The 21,324-nt window shown below is 38.5% G+C and carries 20 protein-coding genes and 1 tRNA gene; 10 read left to right on the plus strand and 11 right to left on the minus strand.

What is annotated here, in order from left to right:
• The first annotated feature begins 265 nt into the window (after positions 1–265).
• Positions 266–1,621 (plus strand): FAD-dependent oxidoreductase, encoded by a 1,356-nt coding sequence (locus LMB56_RS01260; protein ID WP_229283340.1) that lies wholly within the window; start codon positions 266–268, stop codon positions 1,619–1,621.
• A 125-nt stretch (positions 1,622–1,746) separates the two neighbouring features.
• Here the strand turns inward: LMB56_RS01260 and LMB56_RS01265 are convergent, their stop codons facing one another.
• From LMB56_RS01265 to LMB56_RS01280, 4 genes are all read right to left on the minus strand, one after another.
• Positions 1,747–2,025, minus strand: coding sequence for a hypothetical protein (locus LMB56_RS01265; RefSeq protein ID WP_229283339.1), 279 nt, complete (start codon positions 2,023–2,025; stop codon positions 1,747–1,749).
• Between the two features lie 70 nt (positions 2,026–2,095).
• Complete coding sequence (locus LMB56_RS01270) at positions 2,096–4,945, minus strand: DUF3427 domain-containing protein (protein ID WP_229283338.1); 2,850 nt, start codon at positions 4,943–4,945, stop codon at positions 2,096–2,098.
• Between the two features lie 20 nt (positions 4,946–4,965).
• Positions 4,966–5,466, minus strand: a complete 501-nt coding sequence (locus tag LMB56_RS01275) for a phosphatase PAP2 family protein (RefSeq protein ID WP_229279177.1) — start codon at positions 5,464–5,466, stop codon at positions 4,966–4,968.
• Positions 5,466–6,419 carry an aldo/keto reductase gene (locus tag LMB56_RS01280; RefSeq protein ID WP_122480888.1) on the minus strand — a complete coding sequence of 318 codons (954 nt, stop codon included), beginning with the start codon at positions 6,417–6,419 and terminating at the stop codon, positions 5,466–5,468. The genes LMB56_RS01275 and LMB56_RS01280 overlap by 1 nt, the downstream gene beginning before the upstream one ends.
• 254 nt (positions 6,420–6,673) lie before the next feature.
• Here LMB56_RS01280 and LMB56_RS01285 point away from each other — a divergent pair, with 254 nt between their 5' ends.
• Together LMB56_RS01285 and LMB56_RS01290 are read left to right on the plus strand one after the other, a co-directional pair.
• Positions 6,674–8,896 (plus strand): alpha-galactosidase, encoded by a 2,223-nt coding sequence (locus LMB56_RS01285; protein ID WP_229283337.1) that lies wholly within the window; start codon positions 6,674–6,676, stop codon positions 8,894–8,896.
• Positions 8,897–8,977: 81 nt separating this feature from the next.
• Entirely contained in the window at positions 8,978–9,538 is a 561-nt protein-coding gene (locus LMB56_RS01290; protein ID WP_225416190.1) for a YczE/YyaS/YitT family protein, read from the plus strand.
• Between the two features lie 42 nt (positions 9,539–9,580).
• Here LMB56_RS01290 and LMB56_RS01295 read toward each other — a convergent pair whose 3' ends face one another.
• The 3 genes from LMB56_RS01295 to tpiA form a co-directional block, all read right to left on the minus strand.
• Positions 9,581–10,408: an AraC family transcriptional regulator gene (locus tag LMB56_RS01295; RefSeq protein ID WP_229283336.1), complete on the minus strand. Its 828-nt coding sequence runs from the start codon at positions 10,406–10,408 to the stop codon at positions 9,581–9,583.
• Positions 10,409–10,502: 94 nt separating this feature from the next.
• A tRNA-His gene (locus LMB56_RS01300) sits at positions 10,503–10,577 on the minus strand.
• A gap of 55 nt (positions 10,578–10,632) precedes the next feature.
• Positions 10,633–11,403, minus strand: coding sequence for a triose-phosphate isomerase (gene tpiA / locus LMB56_RS01305; RefSeq protein ID WP_122480886.1), 771 nt, complete (start codon positions 11,401–11,403; stop codon positions 10,633–10,635).
• 131 nt (positions 11,404–11,534) lie between these two features.
• Between tpiA and psiE the strand changes: the two genes are divergently transcribed.
• From psiE to LMB56_RS01330, 5 genes are all read left to right on the plus strand, one after another.
• Positions 11,535–11,936 (plus strand): phosphate-starvation-inducible protein PsiE, encoded by a 402-nt coding sequence (gene psiE, locus LMB56_RS01310; protein ID WP_122480885.1) that lies wholly within the window; start codon positions 11,535–11,537, stop codon positions 11,934–11,936.
• Between the two features lie 11 nt (positions 11,937–11,947).
• The gene (locus LMB56_RS01315; protein WP_122480884.1) at positions 11,948–12,490 is read left to right on the plus strand and encodes an RBBP9/YdeN family alpha/beta hydrolase; all 543 of its coding nucleotides are present in this window, start codon (positions 11,948–11,950) and stop codon (positions 12,488–12,490) included.
• A gap of 479 nt (positions 12,491–12,969) precedes the next feature.
• Positions 12,970–13,995, plus strand: coding sequence for a cation diffusion facilitator family transporter (locus LMB56_RS01320; protein ID WP_019252841.1), 1,026 nt, complete (start codon positions 12,970–12,972; stop codon positions 13,993–13,995).
• A gap of 330 nt (positions 13,996–14,325) precedes the next feature.
• The gene (locus LMB56_RS01325) at positions 14,326–15,744 is read left to right on the plus strand and encodes a Na+/H+ antiporter NhaC family protein (RefSeq protein WP_229283335.1); all 1,419 of its coding nucleotides are present in this window, start codon (positions 14,326–14,328) and stop codon (positions 15,742–15,744) included.
• A 142-nt stretch (positions 15,745–15,886) separates the two neighbouring features.
• Positions 15,887–16,120, plus strand: a complete 234-nt coding sequence (locus tag LMB56_RS01330) for a cytochrome b5-like heme/steroid binding domain-containing protein (protein WP_229283334.1) — start codon at positions 15,887–15,889, stop codon at positions 16,118–16,120.
• Positions 16,121–16,186: 66 nt separating this feature from the next.
• On the opposite strand, the gene LMB56_RS01335 is transcribed toward LMB56_RS01330, so the two are convergent.
• Together LMB56_RS01335 and LMB56_RS01340 are read right to left on the minus strand one after the other, a co-directional pair.
• Positions 16,187–16,837, minus strand: coding sequence for an NAD(P)-dependent oxidoreductase (locus LMB56_RS01335; RefSeq protein WP_229280516.1), 651 nt, complete (start codon positions 16,835–16,837; stop codon positions 16,187–16,189).
• Between the two features lie 78 nt (positions 16,838–16,915).
• Positions 16,916–17,143 (minus strand): hypothetical protein, encoded by a 228-nt coding sequence (locus LMB56_RS01340; RefSeq protein ID WP_229283333.1) that lies wholly within the window; start codon positions 17,141–17,143, stop codon positions 16,916–16,918.
• A 92-nt stretch (positions 17,144–17,235) separates the two neighbouring features.
• Between LMB56_RS01340 and LMB56_RS01345 the strand changes: the two genes are divergently transcribed.
• Positions 17,236–17,976, plus strand: a complete 741-nt coding sequence (locus LMB56_RS01345; protein ID WP_153703159.1) for an SDR family NAD(P)-dependent oxidoreductase — start codon at positions 17,236–17,238, stop codon at positions 17,974–17,976.
• 163 nt (positions 17,977–18,139) lie between these two features.
• Here the strand turns inward: LMB56_RS01345 and LMB56_RS01350 are convergent, their stop codons facing one another.
• Both LMB56_RS01350 and LMB56_RS01355 read right to left on the minus strand, forming a co-directional pair.
• Positions 18,140–19,462 carry an MFS transporter gene (locus LMB56_RS01350; RefSeq protein WP_153703160.1) on the minus strand — a complete coding sequence of 441 codons (1,323 nt, stop codon included), beginning with the start codon at positions 19,460–19,462 and terminating at the stop codon, positions 18,140–18,142.
• Positions 19,463–19,951: 489 nt separating this feature from the next.
• Positions 19,952–20,296: a winged helix-turn-helix transcriptional regulator gene (locus LMB56_RS01355; RefSeq protein WP_229283332.1), complete on the minus strand. Its 345-nt coding sequence runs from the start codon at positions 20,294–20,296 to the stop codon at positions 19,952–19,954.
• Positions 20,297–20,465: 169 nt separating this feature from the next.
• Between LMB56_RS01355 and LMB56_RS01360 the strand changes: the two genes are divergently transcribed.
• Positions 20,466–21,324: zinc-binding alcohol dehydrogenase family protein (locus LMB56_RS01360; RefSeq protein ID WP_229287846.1), on the plus strand; the 859-nt coding region annotated here is incomplete at its 3' end.

Raw genomic sequence — 21,324 nt, forward strand, 5'->3', positions numbered from 1 at the left:
ACTTTTTATAAATTAGTAAAACGTTTTATTTTGATGAAGCACCATCTATGATCAATAATATACAATGTTCATCTAATACGTTTTTCTTTAATATACAAGTTCTGACTGCAGTTGGGACTAATATATTTACGATATCATCCTAACACTTTGTTCAATATAATGCAAACTGCACAATTGTCTTATTTAAGCGTTTTAAGTGACAAAGCGTTTATTCTTAGTATAATTTCAAAGTATGTAAAATAATTTCAACTTTGGAGGTTTTTTAATGGAAACAGTCAAAAATATTATTATCGGATTTGGCAAGGGCGGAAAAACCCTCGCAAAGTTTCTCGCTCAACACGGAGAACAAGTTCTTGTTATTGAAAAATCGAAGCAAATGTATGGAGGAACCTGCATTAACATTGCCTGTCTCCCCTCCAAACGGCTAATTATTGAAGCTGCTCATGGAACCTCATTTGAGGACGCGGTCGATGGGAAAAATGTGATGACATCCCAACTCCGCAAAAAAAATTATCAAATGTTAGCAAGTGAAGATAATATCACTGTCTTAGATGGAACTGCTCATTTTACTGGTAACCACACGATTGATGTGCAAACGCCAGATGGACAAACTCTTTCCTACAAGGGTGAACGTATTTTTATCAATACTGGCGCAACGCCAACCATCCCTGATATTCCTGGATTGAAGAATAGTCCATTTCTCATGAATTCTACCCAAGCAATGGAGCAGCCTAAGTTACCGCGTGAACTCGTGATTATCGGTGGCGGTTATATTGGTCTTGAATTTGCAAATATGTTCACTTCCTTTGGTTCACACGTCACGGTTCTTGATCACCATCAGACTTTACTACCACGTGAAGATGATGATGTAGCAGAAATGGTAATTCAAAACTTTAAGGATAACGGGGTTCGCTTTGAAGTTGGGGTTGATATTAAAGCAATTAGCGAACAAGATGAGCAAGCTGCGATCACTTTTGCTAAAGCGGATAATCGTGAAACAACCATTTTCGCTGATAAAATTTTAGTGGCAACCGGACGAAAACCTGCAACGGCAGACCTTGATTTGCAAAACACAGATATTAAGGTCGCTAAAAACGGCGCGATTGTTGTTGATGACCTCCTCCATACCAGTGTGCCTGATGTGTGGGCAATTGGGGATGTTAAAGGTGGTCCCCAATTTACTTACATCTCACTTGACGACTTCCGAATCATTAAAGATGAATTATTCGGTAATAAGGAACGTCGAGTTAGTGATCGTTTAATTGTTCCTACTAACGTCTTTATCGAACCTTCCCTTGCACAAGTCGGCTTAACAGAAAAAGAGGCGCAAAAACAAGGGAAAGATTACCTGCTCTTTAAAATGCCTGCTGCTGCAATTCCAAAAGCAAAAGTATTGAAGGATACCCGTGGACTGCTTAAGGTATTAGTCGATCCACAAACGAACTTAATTATTGGGGCTACCCTTTATGTCCAGGAAGCACAAGAAATTATCAACATGATTGTTCTTGCAATGCGGGCAAAACTCCCCTATCAAATGCTTCGGGACCAAATCTATACGCACCCAACAATCAGTGAAGCATTCAATGATTTATTTAAACAACCAGTAAATAAAAAAGAATGATAAGAATAGAAGTGGGAAATAATCTCCTCGACAAGGCTCAAGGCTAGTTCCACGACATCGTAACAATATTCGTATAAAAAACGAGGCTGTTGAAAAAACAAAAGTTTTTTCTCAGCCTCATTTTTTTATAGCTTATTATCAAGACGATCAATTAGTTTAGAAATATGATTGTTAAGTTGATCAATCGTGTCTTTTTGTTCATCAATATGTTCTTGTTGTCGTTCAATGGTATCGCGTAATTCATCTCTCTTGCTTTGCTTGTTCTTCTTTTGACTCTTCTTTAGAGACTTTACTAGTGCTCCCATCGTGTTGACATCAAATTCATTTAATAAGCCAGCCAATTCATCTAATTTAACATCCCGAACTGAACGCTTATCGCTAGTTTTTACCTTTCCTTTTGCCATAATATTCATCTTCTTTCTACGTCTTTAATTATAGAAGATTTAGCAAAAAATGAAAGCGATATATTGACGGTTACATCGCCAATAGGTTCATCATAGTTGAGGTCAATGGATGTTCTAAAACTAAATCCATCCCCACTGCCGCTTTTTTCTTTGGCCCAACCAATTCTTCTCTTACGGAGTCCGGTTGAATATAAGCAGGACCTAAATAATAAAATTCTTTGCCAACTGCATCACTCTGTTTTACAAATAAGTGTAATTTTACTTGCGGCTTACCCTCTTTTACTCCTGCAAGCAACCGCTGGACCTCATCAGATGAAAGATGCCGAGGTGTCCGTGTGTACCAGCGCAATGAACGTCCATCTTGTAGTTGATTATTATAGATAGCATTCCTTTTTTCTTCCGCATCCTTATGGTAGGTAATGAAAATCGGACAAACATCTTCTGCCACTCGATACCCATATAACGGCGCACTTACATCGAGGGGCCAATTTAATAAACGACAAACATCTTTGCGGTCATATTGCTGATAAAGGGTAAATGCTTGCTTGAGGTCATATTGCTTAGCGATTTCAAGTCCCGTTGTTAATACATCTATAAACAAGCGCTTGAAATCATTGTGACTTTCTAGTCCTGCTCGAATTTTTGAATTTAACTGATACGTTAACAAATCTGGATGATCAATAATCGGCAGTCCGCCATACTGATCCTTTTTTAACTGTTTACCAGCTTTTACATTAAAGAATTGCAAGCTTAAAATATCATCAACTGATTGTAAAACAGCTGGTGTAACGCGAATATTTTGTTGCTCTAGTTCTGCTTTAAAAGCATCAATTGAACACGTACCGCGAAGTAAGCATTGAAGGAGAATCAATTCATGTGGCCGTTTACCGTTAAGCAGCTCTTTAGTTAAAAAGGCTAATACTTGACGCTCATAATTAGTTAATTTAAGTTCTATCCCCATCTTTTCTAAGAAGTCACCATAATGGTTGAGCTGGGAATTTTGCGCAAATACTCGGGGATCAACAGAACCATAACGATAAAAGTCATCCAACAAGGGTGTTCTCCCTAGTTGGTTAGTTAAATCATGGTATGCCTGCCGCAATTCACGCATCGAGTCCAATTTAACTTTATCAAGGGAAGCTAAAATTTGTTTTTCCGCAACCTTTGTAAAGTTAATGGTGGAAACATCAAAATTCGTTGGCACCTTAACTTCACGCCGCGCTTGATCCTTACTTCGGCTATTGTCCTGGTTAAGAGCAAGAGGAATCATGTAATTATGTTGGTAATTTCCAATAAAATCAATAACTGTCACAAAATCTTTACCAGGATATTTACGCAAGCCACGCCCTAGTTGTTGGATAAACACAATTGGTGATTGGGTATTACGCATCATTACAATCTGATTTACTGATGGGATGTCGACCCCTTCATTAAAAAGATCGACGGTAATGATATACTCAATCTTTCCTGCTTCTAATTGCTCAACTGCCTTTGCTCGCTCTTGACTACTGCTTTGATTTGTCAATGCAATCGCAGGATGGTTAGCCGTGCTAAATTGGCCCGCCAATTCTTTTGCCTCTGCCTGCCGACTACAAAATACTAATCCCCGAGGCTGATCGCCACAATATCCATAGTAGTCTAATTGATCAAGGACATAATCAACCCGTTTCGAAGCAATCAATTGGTTTAACTTGGAAGTCTCAGTAATAACTTCTCCATCAACTTCATAATCGGTGACCCCTACATAATGAAAAGGAGTTAACATTTTAGCAGCTAATGCATCTTTCAGACGAATTTCATAAGCCAAATGATAATCAAACAGTTTAAATACATCTTGATTGTCCATTCGTTCAGGAGTTGCAGTCATCCCCAGCCAAAATTGTGGCATAAAGTGGTTTAAAATTCGTTGATAACTAGGTGCTGCTGCACGATGGGCCTCGTCGATCAAAATGTAGTCAAATTCGGTAGCTTTGAGCTTATCAAGTACTGCTTGTTGGCTTAGTGTTTGGACAGTTGCAAATAAATATTTAGCATTCCAATCATGGCGATTACCTGTCAATAACCCGTAATCAGTTTTCTTGCCGCCAATAACTCGTCGAAAACTAGCTAACGATTTTTTGGCAATTTGTTCTCGATGAACGACATATAAGAAACGACGCGGCTGATATTTATTGACAGCAAACGCTCCCAGATATGTTTTTCCAGTTCCTGTTGCTGAAACGACCAGTCCTTTCTTAGCGCCAGTTTTTATCAGAATACTTAATTGTCCTAAAGCGGCTTGTTGCATTTGATTAGGTTCAATTGGTTTTAATTTTTCCGGTTGCGTCACCCTAGTCTTTGGTGGTTGCCAATTCTTGCGATACTCCGCAATCCACTCTGACGTTAGAACAGTACTCTCATGTTTAACAGCATTCAATTCCGCCGTTAGTTGTTGAAAAAAGCTTCCTTCTTGGCGGGAGCTTAATTTCAAATTCCACTCTTTATTAACTAACAAAGCAGACCGTGTAAAATTAGCACTCCCAATAATTACGGTCTGATATTTCCCATGATCAAATAAATACCCCTTAGTGTGAAATCCATTAAGATCAGCAATCCTGACCGTTAAATTAGGAATCTTTTGCAATTCTTCAAACATCGCGGGGTGATTAAAATTCAAGTAATCACTGGTAATGATCGTCCCTTGTACCCCCTGCTGTGCTAAGTCAGCCATCACTGCCTTAAATGGAACCAACATATCTAACGTAATAAAGGCGACTGACCACGTAAAGTTTTTACATGACAGCAATTCGTGCCGTAACGTTTGCCAAATTGTCGATGATCGGTTGTTGGTTAATAATTGCGGACCTAACAGCGTATTGCCTTGATATTGAGTACTAATAAGTCCATTCAAAATTGCATCTTGCAGCACTGAATTGTCCATGAAATACACCTTTCTAAAATTTAGACAAGAAATAAAAACGAACCACAAATAACGCCACAAATAAACCCGATAACCACATCACGAGGAAAATGAACTCCGCCAATCACTCTCGTAATAGCAGAAACAACAGCTAAAACGAGTAAAATCACTCCTAAAATCAAATTTAACCTTAGCCCACACATCGCAATAACAGTCGCCGAAAAAACATGACGACTAGGCAATGAATCACCAGTTTTTTGCCGTCGAATTAAGGGGTTAATCGAAAATTTTTCATATGGTCGTGGTGCGTTAATTCGTTGGCGAATAAAAGAAAGTAGGATAAAGCCAATACCGGGAATAAGCAGAAAAGGTCCTGCTTTCAAGACATTATTTTTCCCTACCCACACTAATATAACGATGTAAGCAAAGTACATAGTCCACACAACAAATTTATTAACCGCCCGTAATAAAGGAATTGTCCACGGGTGTCGATAAAAAGGTGCTGTAATATGATGATAGAACTGGAGATAATCTTTTTTCATTATGGCAAATCATTCCCGGCCGCAAGATATAGATCATACCATTCTTGGCTCGTCAATGTAATATCGCTCCCCTTAGCACTGTCAATAATATGAGCTGGCGTCATGGTACCAAGCAACACTTGCATATGCGCAGGGTGACGTAAAATCCATGCAACGGCAATTGCATTTTTACTTACCTTATATTTTTGCGCAAGAGTTTCTAACATTGCGTTTAACTCAGGGAATTGATCATTATTAATAAACGTCCCTGCAAATGTACCGTACTGGAAAGGCGACCATGTTTGAATCGTCATCTGTTTGCGACGCGTATATTCTAATAATCCCCCGTCATGATTGATTGCAGCATCATCAGTCATATTTGTATGCAGGCCAAAATCAATCATCCCCGTATGCTTTAAGCCAAACTGTACCTGGTCAATCAAAAGCCGTTGATTTGTCGCCGCTTGAAGGAGCGCGATTTGTTGCGGATTAAAGTTTGATACTCCAAAATGGCGGACTTTCCCAGATGCTTGAAGTTGGTCAAAGGCTTCTGCTATTTCTGCGGGCTCCATTAAGGGGTCTGGACGATGAATCAAAAATGAATCAAGATAATCAATCCCCATTCGTTGCAAAATTCCATCAACAGCAGCGATTAAATGCTTCTTTGATGAATCATACCGCGTTATTTTGTTATCTGCGTTCGCAAAAAGGCCTCCTTTTGATTGAATGTAAAAGTCATCACGGGTAAGACTGCTTTTCTTTAACGCTTCACCAAAATGGATTTCTGACGATCCGCGCCCTAACTGTGGATCATTGCCATAAATATCAGCTGAATCAATAAAATTTATTCCAGCATCGTGGGCGGCTTCTAAGGCATTGATCGCTTTGGGCACTGCCAATGTCCCCATCCGCATAATACCTAATGCAACGTTCGATACTTCCCAATTTGTTCCACCAATTTGTACGTTTTTCATAATTAAAGCCCCTTTTTTCTTTCTCCATCTTATCCTGTTTCTATTTTAAATTATTCATTTACGTTTTGCCATTTATTCAAAATCAAATTCGGATTACGTTAAAATTTAAGCATGCAACTGGAACACTCAGGGCTTCAATCATACTTAGAATAATCTAACATTTAGCATTGTTTTACCAACAAAATTCACGATCTCTCAATAATGAAAGCGCTAAACTAAGGGTGAACAATAAATTCGAAAGGAAGTTATCATCTATGCCTATTAAGTATCACCAAATGAGTCGTGAATTTCACTTATACAATAATCAAATAAGTTACATTATCAAGATTCTTCGTAACGATCAATTAGGGCAGCTTTTCTTTGGTCAACGTGTTCCTGACCGTCCTAATCACGATTATTTAGTCGAAAATACGTATCGGCCAGTTACTTCATATGTGGATGACAACAATTATTCTTTTTCATTAGGTAATTTAAAACAAGAATATCCTACTTACGGAACAACTGACTATCGTATGCCGGCTTTTGAAGTTAAACAACCAAACGGGAGCACTATTACTAATTTTAAATATGTTTCGCACAAAATTTTTCCTGGGAAACCACAGCTTGATAATTTGCCCGCCACCTATACCGAAGACGACAATGAAGCAACAACTCTTGAGATACTCCTTCATGACTCCCTTATTAATGTTGACCTCGTCCTAAGATACACTATCTTCAACCATTACAATGCCATTGCGCGGAGTATCAAATTTATCAATCACAGCGAAAAATCTTATCAACTAACAACTGCCATGAGTTTAAACCTCGATTTGCCAGATGATAATTATGATTGGCTACAATTTTCCGGAGCATGGGGCCGTGAACGACAATTAAAATCGGCTCACCTTCGTCCAGGTATTCAATCAGTTAACAGTACTCGAGGCGCTTCTAGTCACATGGAAAATCCATTTGTTATCCTTAAAAGGCCGCACACAGATGATTTTCAAGGTGAAGCATATGGTTTTTCTTTAATTTATAGCGGGAATTTTCTTGCCCAAGCTGAAGTTGATCCTTATAAAGTTACACGAGTTCAGCTTGGTATCAACCCATTTCATTTTTCTTGGAAACTTGATTCGCAACAATCATTTCAAACTCCAGAAGCCGTAATGGTTTATACCCATAACGGACTTAATGATCTCAGTCAAAATTTCCACCAGCTCTATCAACACCGATTAGTTCGCGGATATTGGCGTGATCGGCAACGCCCAATTCTTATTAACAACTGGGAGGCAACCTATTTTGATTTTACTGAAGAAAAACTACTGACTCTGGCAAAGACTGCTAAGAATTTAGGGGTTGAACTTTTTGTCCTTGATGACGGCTGGTTTGGTAAACGGACAACTGAAACAGCCGGTTTAGGTGACTGGTGGGTTAATCGAGACCGCCTTCCAGCTGGGATTAGTGGTTTATCAGCTAAAATCCATGATTTAGGAATGATGTTTGGCTTATGGTTTGAACCGGAAATGACTAATAAAGATAGTGATCTTTATCGTCAGCATCCTGATTATATCATTGAGACTCCTGACCGACATGCATCCCAAGGACGAAAACAATACGTCCTTGATTTCTCACGATCAGAAGTAGTGGATTATGTATATCAATTAATGGCAAAGGTTTTACGTGAAGGTAAAGTTGATTATGTGAAATGGGATATGAATCGGAATATTACCGAATGCTTTTCAGCTGCATACCCCGCTGATCAACAAGGCGAAATTTTTCATCGTTATATTTTAGGCGTTTATCGTCTTTACGACCGCTTAATTCATGAATTTCCGCAAATCTTATTTGAGTCTTGTGCCAGTGGCGGAGGACGTTTTGACGCTGGAATGCTTTACTACGCTCCCCAAGCTTGGACAAGCGATGATTCTGATGCAATTGAACGCTTAAAAATTCAAACAGGAACATCATACTGTTATCCTACTAGTTCAATGGGCGCTCATGTCTCGGTCTCACCAAATGAACAATTACAACGACAAACTCCGCTTAAAACCCGTGCTGATGTCGCCTACTTTGGTGCATTTGGTTATGAATTAGACCTTAATGCTTTATCAACCGAAGAATTAGCCCAAATTAAACGCCAAATTGCCTTTATGAAAGAGCATCGGCAACTTTTTCAATTCGGGACTTTCTACCGCTTACAGACACCTTTTGAAAGCAACATTGTCTCCTGGCTGGTTGTTTCTCCTGATAAAAGACATGCAATCATGGGATATTTCAAAATTCTAAATGACGTCAATGCTGAATACCGTCTGCAACGTGTTCCCGGTCTAAATCCTTCAACAGAGTATAAAGTTAAGGAAGAAGCTGGCGATAGTCTTGGCTCCTTTAGTGGTAGCGAACTCGCTAAGATCGGGCTCGTTACTACTGATGCCTCAGCTGGTGAAAATAAGGAAACCACCGATTTTTATAGTAAGTTATTTATCTTTGACGCAGAATAAAAGCGAGGTTTGCTTATGTATCAATTAAAACGAATAATCATGGCATTCCTAGGCGTAACGCTCTGTGGATTTTGCGTTGGCATGCTGCAGAAGGCTAATCTGGGAGTTGATCCTTTCACCTGCTTTGTCACTGGAATTGCTAATATTTTCAGTTCGACTTACTCAACCTTTTATTTAATTTTAACAGGAACGCTATTGCTTCTTGTATTAATCTTACGCCGGCATTATATCGGAATTGCGACAATAATTAATCTTCTTTTCACCGGAATAGCGGCCGATGCGATGCACGCAATTTTAGATATAGCAATCCCCCATCCTTCTCTTACTATTCGATGGTGTCTTATGCTGGTTGCGATTATTTTCACTTGCTTAGCAGCCGCTCTTTACTTTACAGCTGATCTCGGCGTTTCTGCCTATGATGCAATTGCACTTATTGCCGCCTATAAATACCAACTTTTACCGTTTAAGTATTGTCGAATTATTACTGACAGCATCTGCGTTCTCGTGGGGTTTGCTTTTAACGTTACGCTGGGTGTTGGTACAATAATCACCGCCCTTTTCATGGGACCGTTAACGCAATGGTTCAAAATCCATATTGCAGAACCAATACTCGCTCATGATCAGGTAAAAACTGTACTCTAAGTGCCAATAGTTTCTAATGTTTAAGAAGTTGAACGTTAGAAGCTATTTTATTTTCACTTGCTGCCGATATTGACGTGGACTAATTCCATAGGTTCGTTTAAAAACGCGTGTAAATGAATTTGTTCGCTGATAACCACATTGTTCAGCCACTTGATCAATACTGATATCAGATGACTCTAAAAGGTGCCGCGCCTTAGTAATCCTAAAATTCTGAATATATTCACTCGGCGTTAAATCCAAGTCTTGCTTAAATAAAGAAGTAAGATAACTTCGATTAAGATTAACAGCTTGTGCAAGACTTTCGACCGTTACTTTTGACAAATGATGGCTGATATACTGAATTGCCTGTGTCACATACTGATTTTTCTCTGAATTAGCTTGTTGAATATTAGCAACTGTTCCCGCAGCAATATAACTCAAAAAGCGAAAAAAGCAACTTAAAGCTCGTAAATTATTTTCCGTACTTAACTTATCAAGTGTCAGAATTTCATTAACACAGTTAGCAAGCTCATAGGAGTTATCACTATTAAACACTGGTCTTGTTTCTGAAAGATTAATCTGATCAAGCCAAGTTGCTGCACTCTTTCCAGTAAATCCTAACCATATATAAGACCATGGTGTTTCCTTATCCGCAATATAGGTAGTCCGACAATTAGGAACAATTAAAAATCCTTGACCGGCATGAAGATGATAAGTAACATTATCCACTTTAAATATTCCTGATCCAGATAAAATGTAATGGATTAAATAGTACGGGCGAACTGCTGGACCATACTTATGCCCAGGCATTGTATCTGAACGGCCAACTGATGTCAGCCCTATTTCTATCTGTGATGAAACAGTATAATCACATGCGATAGCCCTTTCCATTGCTTATCTCCTCCACTTTAACGTTATTGATATCGTTTTCAAAAAGTATTAAAAAAAACAGCTCAGATTAATCTGAACTGCCTTTTTAGGTCAGGGCGGTATGTGGGATTCGAACCCACGCGTGCCGGACCCACAAACCGGTGTGTTAACCAAACTTCACCAATACCGCCATAACAACCGTTAATAACTATAACACAAAATGACGGTAAAGAGAAAGACTTTTTTTATTTTTCTTGGTCCTTTTTTAAATAATTGACCATTCGCAAGAAATTATCAACATCTAAACTTGCCCGACCGATTAATACCCCATCTACATCTGGCTTATTCATAATCATTCCGATATTATCCGGATTGACGCTTCCACCATAGAGGATCCGGATCTTATCAGCAATCTCATAAGTGTAGTTATCAGCAATCGTTCGCCGAATTTGACGGCATCCTTCTTCAGCAAGAACTGGATTGGCATGCTGACCGTATCCAACTGCCCAACTTGGTTCATAGGAAACAACCACATTTTTAATTTGATCAAGAGAAACGCCCCTCAATACGCTCATCAATTGCTGGAAAACGTAGTGAATTTCACCATTAACTTCTTTCTGGACCATCGTTTCATCCGTACAAATTATCGGGGTAACTCCCATTTGAAGGGCAGCCAACACTTTCCGATTAACCAACTCATTATCCTCGTGGAATAAATGGCGCCGTTCAATATGTCCTAACATTACATATGAAACGCCAGCGTCAGCTAAGCCTCGTAAGCTAATTTCACCAGTGAAAGCTCCCGAATATTCAGCCGCCGCGTTTTGCGCGATTATCTTTAATCCTGAAGCATCAGCAGCTTGAACCATACTGGGTAATGCAAAAGCTTGGGCTGCAATTCCGACTTCAACTTCTTGCGGATCTGGCAGCTTTCCTTTAATTGCATCCACAAATTCAACCGATTCTTGAACATTCTTATGCATCTTCCAATTAGCAGCAATAAAGGGTTTGCGCATTTCTCACTCCTCCTTTTGTTATCCATCTTTAAGTATCGCATATTTTTAACAATTATTTTGTTAAATATTAGCTAAATTTCTTGATCATTGCTATCCTAAAGTTAAAGCGTTTTCTTGAGGAGTATCGGAGAATGAAAAAAATATACAAATTAGCAGCTAATTTTAGCCATATTTTGCGTCTATGTACAATCGGTGCCCTAGCAATTTTAGGGATCTTATTAACTATTATTTTATTTACAGAAACTTTTTCGCTGATTCCTCTTATGCAAGCGGGAAATACAGACCATGTTATTTTTAAGATTTTGGATCGCGTTATTGTCTTTTTCCTTTTCTTTTCATTTATGACAATGATAATTGCCGCGCTAAAACATCATGGCCGGATTGCAGTCGATTTTCTATTAAGCTTAGGAATTATGGCTTTAATCCGGGGACTAATTGCCGCCCACGGTCAGCCTTATGAAATTCTTACTAATTCGATTGCCATTTTATTGTTAATCATCGGCATGGTAATATTAAAACACTTTATGAAATAGGAGTCTTAATAATGAAGAACGCATACTTAATTCATGGTACGTCTACCCGTGATGACGACTGGTTCCCGTGGCTCGAAGAAGAAGCAAAACCAGTAATTACCCTTGATCGGATATGGTTACCAAATCCCTTCAATCCCCAACAAGCTGAATGGGATCAAGCGGTTGACAACCAAATTCATCCCCAAGATAACCTCATCCTCGTCGCTCATAGTCTCGGCTGCATTACGGCCCTTCGTTATATTGAACGTCATCATGTTAAAGATGCACGACTTTTACTGGTGGGAGCATTTGATAAAGGATTACCAGCTTATCCTGAATTAGATGAGTTTATGAAAGATCGGCCTCATTATGAGCAAATTTTTCCTAAACTCGCTAAAGCTACCGTTATAACAGCTAAAGATGATCCAATCGTTCCTTATCAAAATAGCATTGCGATCGCTAATAAAATTAGAGCAAAACTCATAGTTACAGAAAAAGGCGGTCACTTTTTGACTAGTGACGGCTTTACAAAATTCCCGTTAGCCTTAAAAGAATTAAACAAACTAGCTGAATAACTTATTTTTTTAAAGAATCAACTTAGTTTTACTTAATAATTAAAATTTATTAATTCCTATGATAGTCACTTATAATATTTTGCTTATAATCACTCCTTTCTTTCGTAAAAAAGCTCATTAAAAGCTTAGCTAATTATTATCGTCACTACTGCTAAGACCTGTTACAATACTTGGTGGAGAGGGGAAAACAATCATTATAATTTGTTTTCCAAAAAGGCAACTGTAATTAGTTGTGCTGTAAAAAATATTTTAATTATGTAAAGGAGTTGTTCAATATGATGTCAATTATGAGTAATATGATCGCTGTAGTAAGTTTTATGGGACTGATTATTGCAACATGCGCCCACGTAATTAATAACCGGGCCTAGCAATTATTTTCATTATTATTTTTAGTAAAAGCTGAGAAAATCGTTTTCTCGGCTTTTATTTTTTGCGTTACAATTAAACTGATTTTATTAATCAAGGAAGTTCTTAAATTAATGACTAAATTTAAAAGACATACAACCGAAGAAATGAATAACTGGGAAAAAACGCAAGCAAATGAACTAGCAAAGATTCGAGCTTCCCAACACCATTTAATCTATAACTTGGTTGCTTATGTTGTTATTTCAATTATCGAGTACTGGTTAGCTGAAATAAGTAAATCGCAGACGTTACGAGCCGATGCCTTTAACAACCTTTCGGGAATTATCTCGACCTTTTTACTGATGATGGGCTTACACATTGCCCAGGATGTGGATGATGATGATATCATCGGCGCACGGCTGCCTTCGGGAAATTATCAAGCGCATATGGGATCTGACCAGCGAGTACAATTTGTTCGTTGGCGTTATGAGACAATTTTTTCCCTTGTCACAGCGGTCGTTATGGTTGCGATTGCCTTAAGCGTTATCATCGATGGCATTAAAAGTCTCCTCAATCCTGCAAGTCGGGTGGTTCCACAACCAGTCGCATTGATTGGGGCCGGAATCGCGTCAGTTATTATGTTAGTTGTTTGGTATATGAATCGCCAAACAGGGCTTAAATTAAAAAACGCCGCGTTGCTTGCTTCCGCCCAAGATAGTCTGAGTGATGCTTTCACCAGTATTGGAACTTTGATTTCAATTGGCGGCGCCCTCCTCTTTAACCTTCGTTGGCTTGATGGTGCTACCAGTATTGTCGTTGGTTTCTTCATTCTGTATTCTGGACTAAAAATTTTCTTTGAAAGCAGTCTTAACTTAACCGACTACTTTGATCCGCGGGCTGAACAGGAATACCGCCAAACAATCACCAATATTCCACACGTTGTAAAAGTTGTCGAACTAAAAGCTCACTATAACGGAAACGTGGTCACGCTTGATGCTTCCGTGATGGTTAACGCTAAAATGACGATCCTCAAAAGTTTCCAATTATCAGAGCACATCGAAAATGTAATGCGAGAAAAATTTGGAATAATTGACACCGATATTTCTTTTGTCCCCGACCCTCATTCATTTTCTGATAAAGATATTTCTGGCGAATTTTAAAATTAAAGTTTGACAAAATCAAATTAGAATGTTTTAATAATTACAACTTAACTTGAAAGGAACGACTAACATGATTCAACACTCATTAACTTCAACCAAGTATTATAACAACTATGCTTACCGTGCATAATTGTCTGTACTCATTTAGGTACGGACAGCGGTGTTCGTACCTAAGCAGGGTTGTTTTAATGAGTCCTTTGCTAGGTACATTGATCTAGTAAGGGCGTGTAGTTTTCCGCGATTTTTTATACTACCGTAATACCAACTAGATTAAGCAAATGCCGCTGATCTAGTTGGTATTTTTTATTAAAAAACAAGGAGAATTACACAATGAAAACTATTAATAAATCAAAAAATAGTCCTGAGCCAGTGATTGGTTTTAGCGAAAGTTTACTTATTCTTGGCGTTATTTTATGCATCTTAGGCTACCCTATTATTTTTAAACACCAAGAACCGCAAGCCCCATTATTTATTTCCTTTGTTTTGCTTGCCGTTTACGGACGAATTCGTGGATTTAAATGGGATACAATAATGAATGGAATGCGTCATGGTTTGCGAGCCGGTGTTGACCCCCTCATTATCTTTCTTTCTATCGGTGTCTTAATTGCTACCTGGATTTTCTCAGGCACTATTCCAACAATTATGTACTTTGGGTTTGAAATTATTTCTGTAAAGTTCTTCCTACCAACAGTTTTTATCGTTTGTACCCTTGTTGGGGTCGCTTGTGGAAGCTCATTTACAACTGTATCGACAATGGGGATCGCCTTTATTGGCATCGGTGCAACCCTTAAAATCAACCCGGGTTTAACGGCGGGGGTAATCGTTTCAGGCGCCTTTTGTGGTTCAAATATTTCGCCGCTTTCAGGAACAACAAACCTTGCCGCCAGTGTTGGTGAAATCAGTATCTACAAGCATATTAAATCCCTGCTCACCACCGATATTCCTGCCTGGGCAATCTGTCTTATTCTTTACACCTTCTTAGGGTTAAACTCCAAAAATGTTAGCTTAGGTGCCGTTCACCAAATGATGGCCGGGTTGCAAAATGGGTTCTGGATCTCTGGATGGGCTCTTCTCCCAGTTCTGCTCCTAATCGTATTAGCCATTTTCCAAGTTCCTGCTATTCCTTCCCTTGGCCTTGGCTCACTCTTCGCGGTCGTACTTGGCTGGATTCATGCACCTAAAACCAGCCTCACTACGATTACTAATACCATCATGACTGGTTACGTTTCCCATACCGGTGATAAAACAATCGATACATTGCTTTCTAAAGGTGGTATCTCTAGTATGCTTACTTCTCTAGCCCTAATTATCTTCGCGCTTGCTTTAGGTGGTTTATTGATCAAGTTCAATATTATTAGCGCCATCATTAATCACTTAACTGGGATTGTAAAGACACCTGGTCGGTTAGCATTCTCTACAGCTCTTACTTGCATTGGGGTTAACCTCCTTGTTGGGGAACACTACCTTGCAATTATTCTTCCCGGGCAATCATTTCTCCCATCATTTGACAAATTAGGCTTAAAGCGAGTTGACTTAACCCGGATTCTCAATGATGCAGGAGCCGCAGTCAACGCAATTGTCCCATGGAGTGTTTCTGGAGTATTCATCGCTAGTACCTTACAAATCAATCCATTAAGCTTCATTCCTTGGGCATTTTTCCCATTCCTCGTTACGATCCTAACTATCATTGCAGGAATGCTCGTGAAAGTTCCAGTCAAAAGCTCTGCTGCAAATTTAGCAACTGAATAAATTGAATTTCCGATGTCATTACCATTTTCGTGTTATAGTGATGATAGGATAACGAGCAAATTCGTCATCTATTTTCATATATCGTTACACTCATACAGGAAGAGGCCGAGTCAATTCCCAGCTTCTTATAGGAGGGATTATTATGCGGTCATTTACTCACAATGAATTAGCGCAGTATAACGGGCAAGAAGGTCGTCCAGCATATATTGGAGTTCGCGGAAACATTTATGATGTTTCTGAAATTCCAGAGTGGAAGGGTGCGGAAATCCATGGTAATGTTTTCGGCCATGATTTATCAGACGTCACCTATCAACAAGCAGCCAAAAAGTATTCACCGGTTTCAAAACTGCCGATTATCGGAAAATTAGTTGATTAATAATTAAAAGGCATGAGAATTAAATTGCGTTCTCATGCCTTTTAATATTTACTTTAGTTCCAATAACTATTCCGCATCAATAACAGTAATTCGTTCACGATGGTGGCGTGGCGCTAAAATTTCATTGACCACTAACTTCGCCATTGTTCCTGCAGTTACCTTTGATTCATTTTGTTCGTTAAATAATAATTCATCCTGACCAAGAATATAATTAGTAGCAACTCCAGCTTCAAATATTGCTGATGGTGAAATTCCTAGCCAATCAATGTCAGAAATGGTTTCAAGATACTGTAATTCTTTTAACTGCTGGCGGGGTGTATTAATCCATGTCTCAGCACCAGGCATCTTTTCAATATCATCAACAAATAGATGCTTATCTTTACCAGTTTTAAGGCTTCCGGCACCGAGAATGAAAATTAAACGGATTTTATGTTTCCGGGCTAAAACTACTAATTTCTCAGCCAGTCTCACTTGCCGATCCGCATTCTCTGGACTAGTACCATATGCATCAACAATCACATCAAACCGCGACAACAAACTATCATTTAAGGCAAAAATATCACCACTGATCAAATTGGCATCGTCACCAAGAATTTTTCTGGCCTTACTCTCATTCCGAACAATTCCAGTTACATTCAAATCTTTTTTCGTCGATGCTAATTTATAGATTGCGCTGCCTGCCATTCCAGAAGCACCAATTATTCCAACTCTTATCATGACTATCCCTCCTTGGACTATATTCCTTTCATGAATAACTCTATCACGAGGAAGTATTCTTGCCAAAGAAAAGGCTTTCTATTCGTTACTAGCTAAATAATGGCGAATATTGCGAATGCACTTATTGAACTCAACCCAGTCATTAAAATTCAGGTCAAGGTCTTTCACTTGATAGCGATCAGGTGGCGTAATGACTGCTCGCTCTTGCCCATGATATTTAAGAATTAGTTGTGTGTCTACTTGTTCTAATGTATAGCGGCGTCCATGAAGCCAATTCTGGAGCGCTTTTAAGGTTGCTGTATTCATTGTGTTTCCTCCTCATCCTTATTTTCTAACAAATAGCTAAATCCGGCCAAAAATGCCATAATTAGAGAAAAGATTAGAGAGGAGTTTTATATATGCAAACAGTTGTTATTAGTGGTGGAACCTCTGGGATTGGTCTTGCCACTGCTGATATTTTTCTTAAAAATGGATGGAATACGGTACTTATCGGTCGTGATATCGAAAAGGGGATGCAAGTTGAACGACAATTAGGCGAAACATATTCCCCGGCACAAGTTGCTTTTATTCAAGCCGACATTAGTAAATCAAGTGAGGTTGAACATGCTAAGCAAATAACCCTCAATAAATTTAAAACCGTTGATGCGATTATCAATAATGCAGGAATCGTTATTCACGGCGAGGTTCATGAAACAAGTGAAGAAGATTGGGATAAAATCTTTGATGTTGATGTTAAGGGAACTTTCCTCGTTAGCAAAGCCTTCTTGCCAACAATGATTGAACAAGATCATGGTAGTATCGTTAATATTTCCTCTGTCTCAGGAATGGCTGGTGATCGAGCAATGGTTGCTTATAATGCCGCCAAGGGAGCAATTATTAACATGACTCGGGCAATGGCAATCGATTACGGTAAAAATAATATTCGCGTAAATGTTGTTGCACCTGGTCCGACTAATACCCCGCTTTTTCACCAAGATAAACAAAAATTCGCAAAGAACAGTCCGTTAAATCGGATTGTTGAACCAGAAGAAGTCGCCGCTGCAATTTATTTCGTTGCTAGCCCAGCTGCTAGCGCAATCACGGGAGAAGTAATTCCTGTAACAGCCGGTTTTGAAATCTCAACTGGACAACCAATGTAATTAATAAAGCCACTAGTAGCACTTAATGTGTGTTACCAGTGGCTTTATATCATTATTTATGACTGGACCAAAGTTTTTGCATCATCTTTTTTAACGGGGACATAAATTTTTATCTAATAACTATAGTCAGTAAGTTTTCTCACTAATTCCTCTAAACAAGATATTATTTAGTATAATCCACATCCTTTGTTTCTTTTGTCAATAACCAAGAAATAACTGCTAGTACTGATAAAACTAGCATATAATATCCAGCCGAATGTAATCCATAATTAGCAATTAACCAAGTTGTTACAGTTGGCGCAACGGCTGCCCCAACCACTGCAGCTAAGTTATAAGTAATTCCTGCACCAGAATAGCGAACTCTGGTTGGGAACAGTTCAGGCAAAACAGCGCCGACTGGACCATAAAGAGTGCCCATTACTAAGAATCCTAGTCCTAAGAAGAGTAAAACGCCAACTAAGTTATGTTGTCCTGTAAGAAAATATGGGAATACCAAGGAATAGCCAACTAGTGCTACTGACGCAGTTAATAGAACTTTTTTCCGACCAACACGATCCGCTAATACAGAAGTTAACATGATCAAAGCAGCGAATTCAACAATTGCACCCATTAATAATAATAAAAATTCCGAAGAGGTAAAACCTAAAGCTGTTGTAGCATATGATAATGACCAAGTTGTTAATGTAAAGAATAGTGCATAGGTTGCTCCCATGATGAAAGTTCCCTTTAAGATTTCACGCCAATTAGATTTGAATACTTCACGAAGAGGCGAAGCAGTTGTGTTATCACGTTCTTGAGCTAACTTAAACAAAGGTGTTTCCTGTAAACGACGTCGGACATATAACCCTATAACGACTAAAACAGCCGATGCCCAAAAAGGAATTCGCCATCCAAACGTCATCATTTGCGTTGGTGTTAATACCCGTTCTAAAACAAAGAATAAGCCATTGCATAGGAAAAATCCGATTGGTGCTCCCACTTCCGGAAATGCACCATATAATGCCCGCTTGTTAGCCGGTGCATTTTCAGTAGCTACTAATACAGCTCCGGACCATTCGCCTCCAAGCCCGATTCCTTGGACAAACCGACAAAGGCAAAGTAACAATGCTCCCCAAACGCCGATAACTTGATAGCTAGGAATGAAACCAATGGCTACCGTCGCCACTCCCATTACTAAAAGTGAGACCACAAGTGTTTTCTTGCGTCCTAAACGATCACCATAATGTCCAAATAGGAATGAACCCACCGGGCGTGCTACAAAGGCTACCCCAAAAGTCAACAAACTTAAAAGTGTTGCGAGCAAAGGAGTCATTTGCGGAAAGAAAATTTTGGGAAAATAGGCAGCAGATGCAGTCCCGTAAGCGTAAAAATCGAAAAACTCAATTGCCGTTCCCATCATCGAAGCCAAAATTACTGTCTTGACAGGATCACGTTTTACATTAAGCTTGCTGTTTGTCTGCGGGGTGTTAGTTACTGTACTATCCATAGTATTTACCTCTCATTTCAGTTTAATTTACGATCTATTATCACTTCTAGTCTTAATTTCACTTTCCATTTTTTCCACATCCTTTCAATAAAAAAACCAGCTAACTGTTGAACAGTTAGCTGGCCGACAGAAATGTCTTTACCACTATCACTGTTCACATCCCTAGTATGGTGATGCGAACAGCACTAATTATTCGCATCATCTAATTAATGATCCGAATAATAATATTCACGTGTACATTAGTAGTAAATGACATTAATCTGTTCTCGCTTTCGTCTTAATTAATAGTAAGATCTTATCATAGCTATAATTAGAAATCAACAAAAATTCACATCGTTTTTTAATCGTTATGGAGTTAAATACGTCTAGGCTTAAATAATTCCTTAGCCTCGAGCCCTGTAGTTACAACGCGAAGTTAGCCTACAAGGATTTCCGCGATATCGTAACAATATTCGTATAAAAACGAGGCTGTTGAAAAATCTCGGCTTCTTAATTTTCTCTTAAATTTATAGTGTTATATGTTCTTCCCCATTTCTCCATTTCAATAATAAGTGGGGTTAACGTTTGTCCAAAATGGGTTAATTTATATTCTGTTTTAGGAGGAATAACCGGATATACTTTCTTTTCAACAATGTTATCTTTTTCCAATTCGCTAAGTTGTAAAGATAGCATTCGCCTAGAACAATTTGGCATTCGTTTTTGTAATTCACTGAAACGACATACTTTATTTTTAATTAAATGATATATGATTACACTTTTCCATTTACCCGAAATAATTTGTAAAGTACTCTCAACTGGGCAACCATCACTACAATTGTAAATATGCCTTTGCAAAATCATGCTCCTCCCTATTATTTTTTGAATTCTAATTCCTATAATACACGATATCCTCTCTTACCACTATTAGGGAAAAATTTGTTACATAGAAATTTTAAATTCTCTTCTTGCTTAATTTTCTCTTTCACTTACTATTTATGAGTATAAAAGAAAAGAGGAGTTAATTATGAAAGCAATTGGCTTTAGCGAACATTTGGATATTAAAGATCCAAAAAGTTTATTTGAATTTGAGACACCAAAGCCGACACCTAAGGGACACGATTTATTAGTAAAAGTTAATGCCGTCTCAGTTAATCCTGTTGATGTTGGCGTACGAAGAAGTGGACACGGGAAACTCTCAAAGCCAAAAATTATTGGCTGGGATGCTTGTGGAATTGTTGAAGAAGTTGGTAGCAAGGTATCACTTTTTTCACCAGGTGATCGTGTTTACTATGCTGGTTCATTTAAACGGTCAGGAAGCAATAGTGAGTATCAGTTAGTAGATGAACGAATTGTTGGAAATGCTCCTAAATCATTGACGGATGCCCAAACAGCTGCGATGCCGTTAACTTCCCTGACTGCTTATGAAGCATTATTTGAACAATTAGCCCTATCTCAAGATAAAAAAACCAACGAAGGTAAAACAATTCTTATTATTAATGGGGCTGGAGGTGTAGGATCGGTTGCAACACAATTAGCATCTAATGCTGGACTAACAGTTATTGCCACAGCTTCTCGACCTGAAAGTATTAACTGGGTAAAATCTCATGGAGCTGCAGATGTAGTAAATCACCAAAATAATCTAGTAAATGAAGTTCATAAACTTGGCTATAAATATGTTGATTACATTTTGGAATTAAAAGATATTGATAGCCATTGGAAAGAAATGTGCGAATTAATTAAGCCAGAGGGTGCCATCGCATCTATTACCGAAAATAGACAACCTATTAATTTACGATTATTAACACCTAAAAAGGCTATATTCGCTTGGGAATGGATGTACACAAAATCTTATTATCATACACCAGATATGCAATCACAGCATG

The organism is Limosilactobacillus reuteri, assembly GCF_020785355.1.
Lineage (GTDB): Bacteria > Bacillota > Bacilli > Lactobacillales > Lactobacillaceae > Limosilactobacillus > Limosilactobacillus reuteri_I.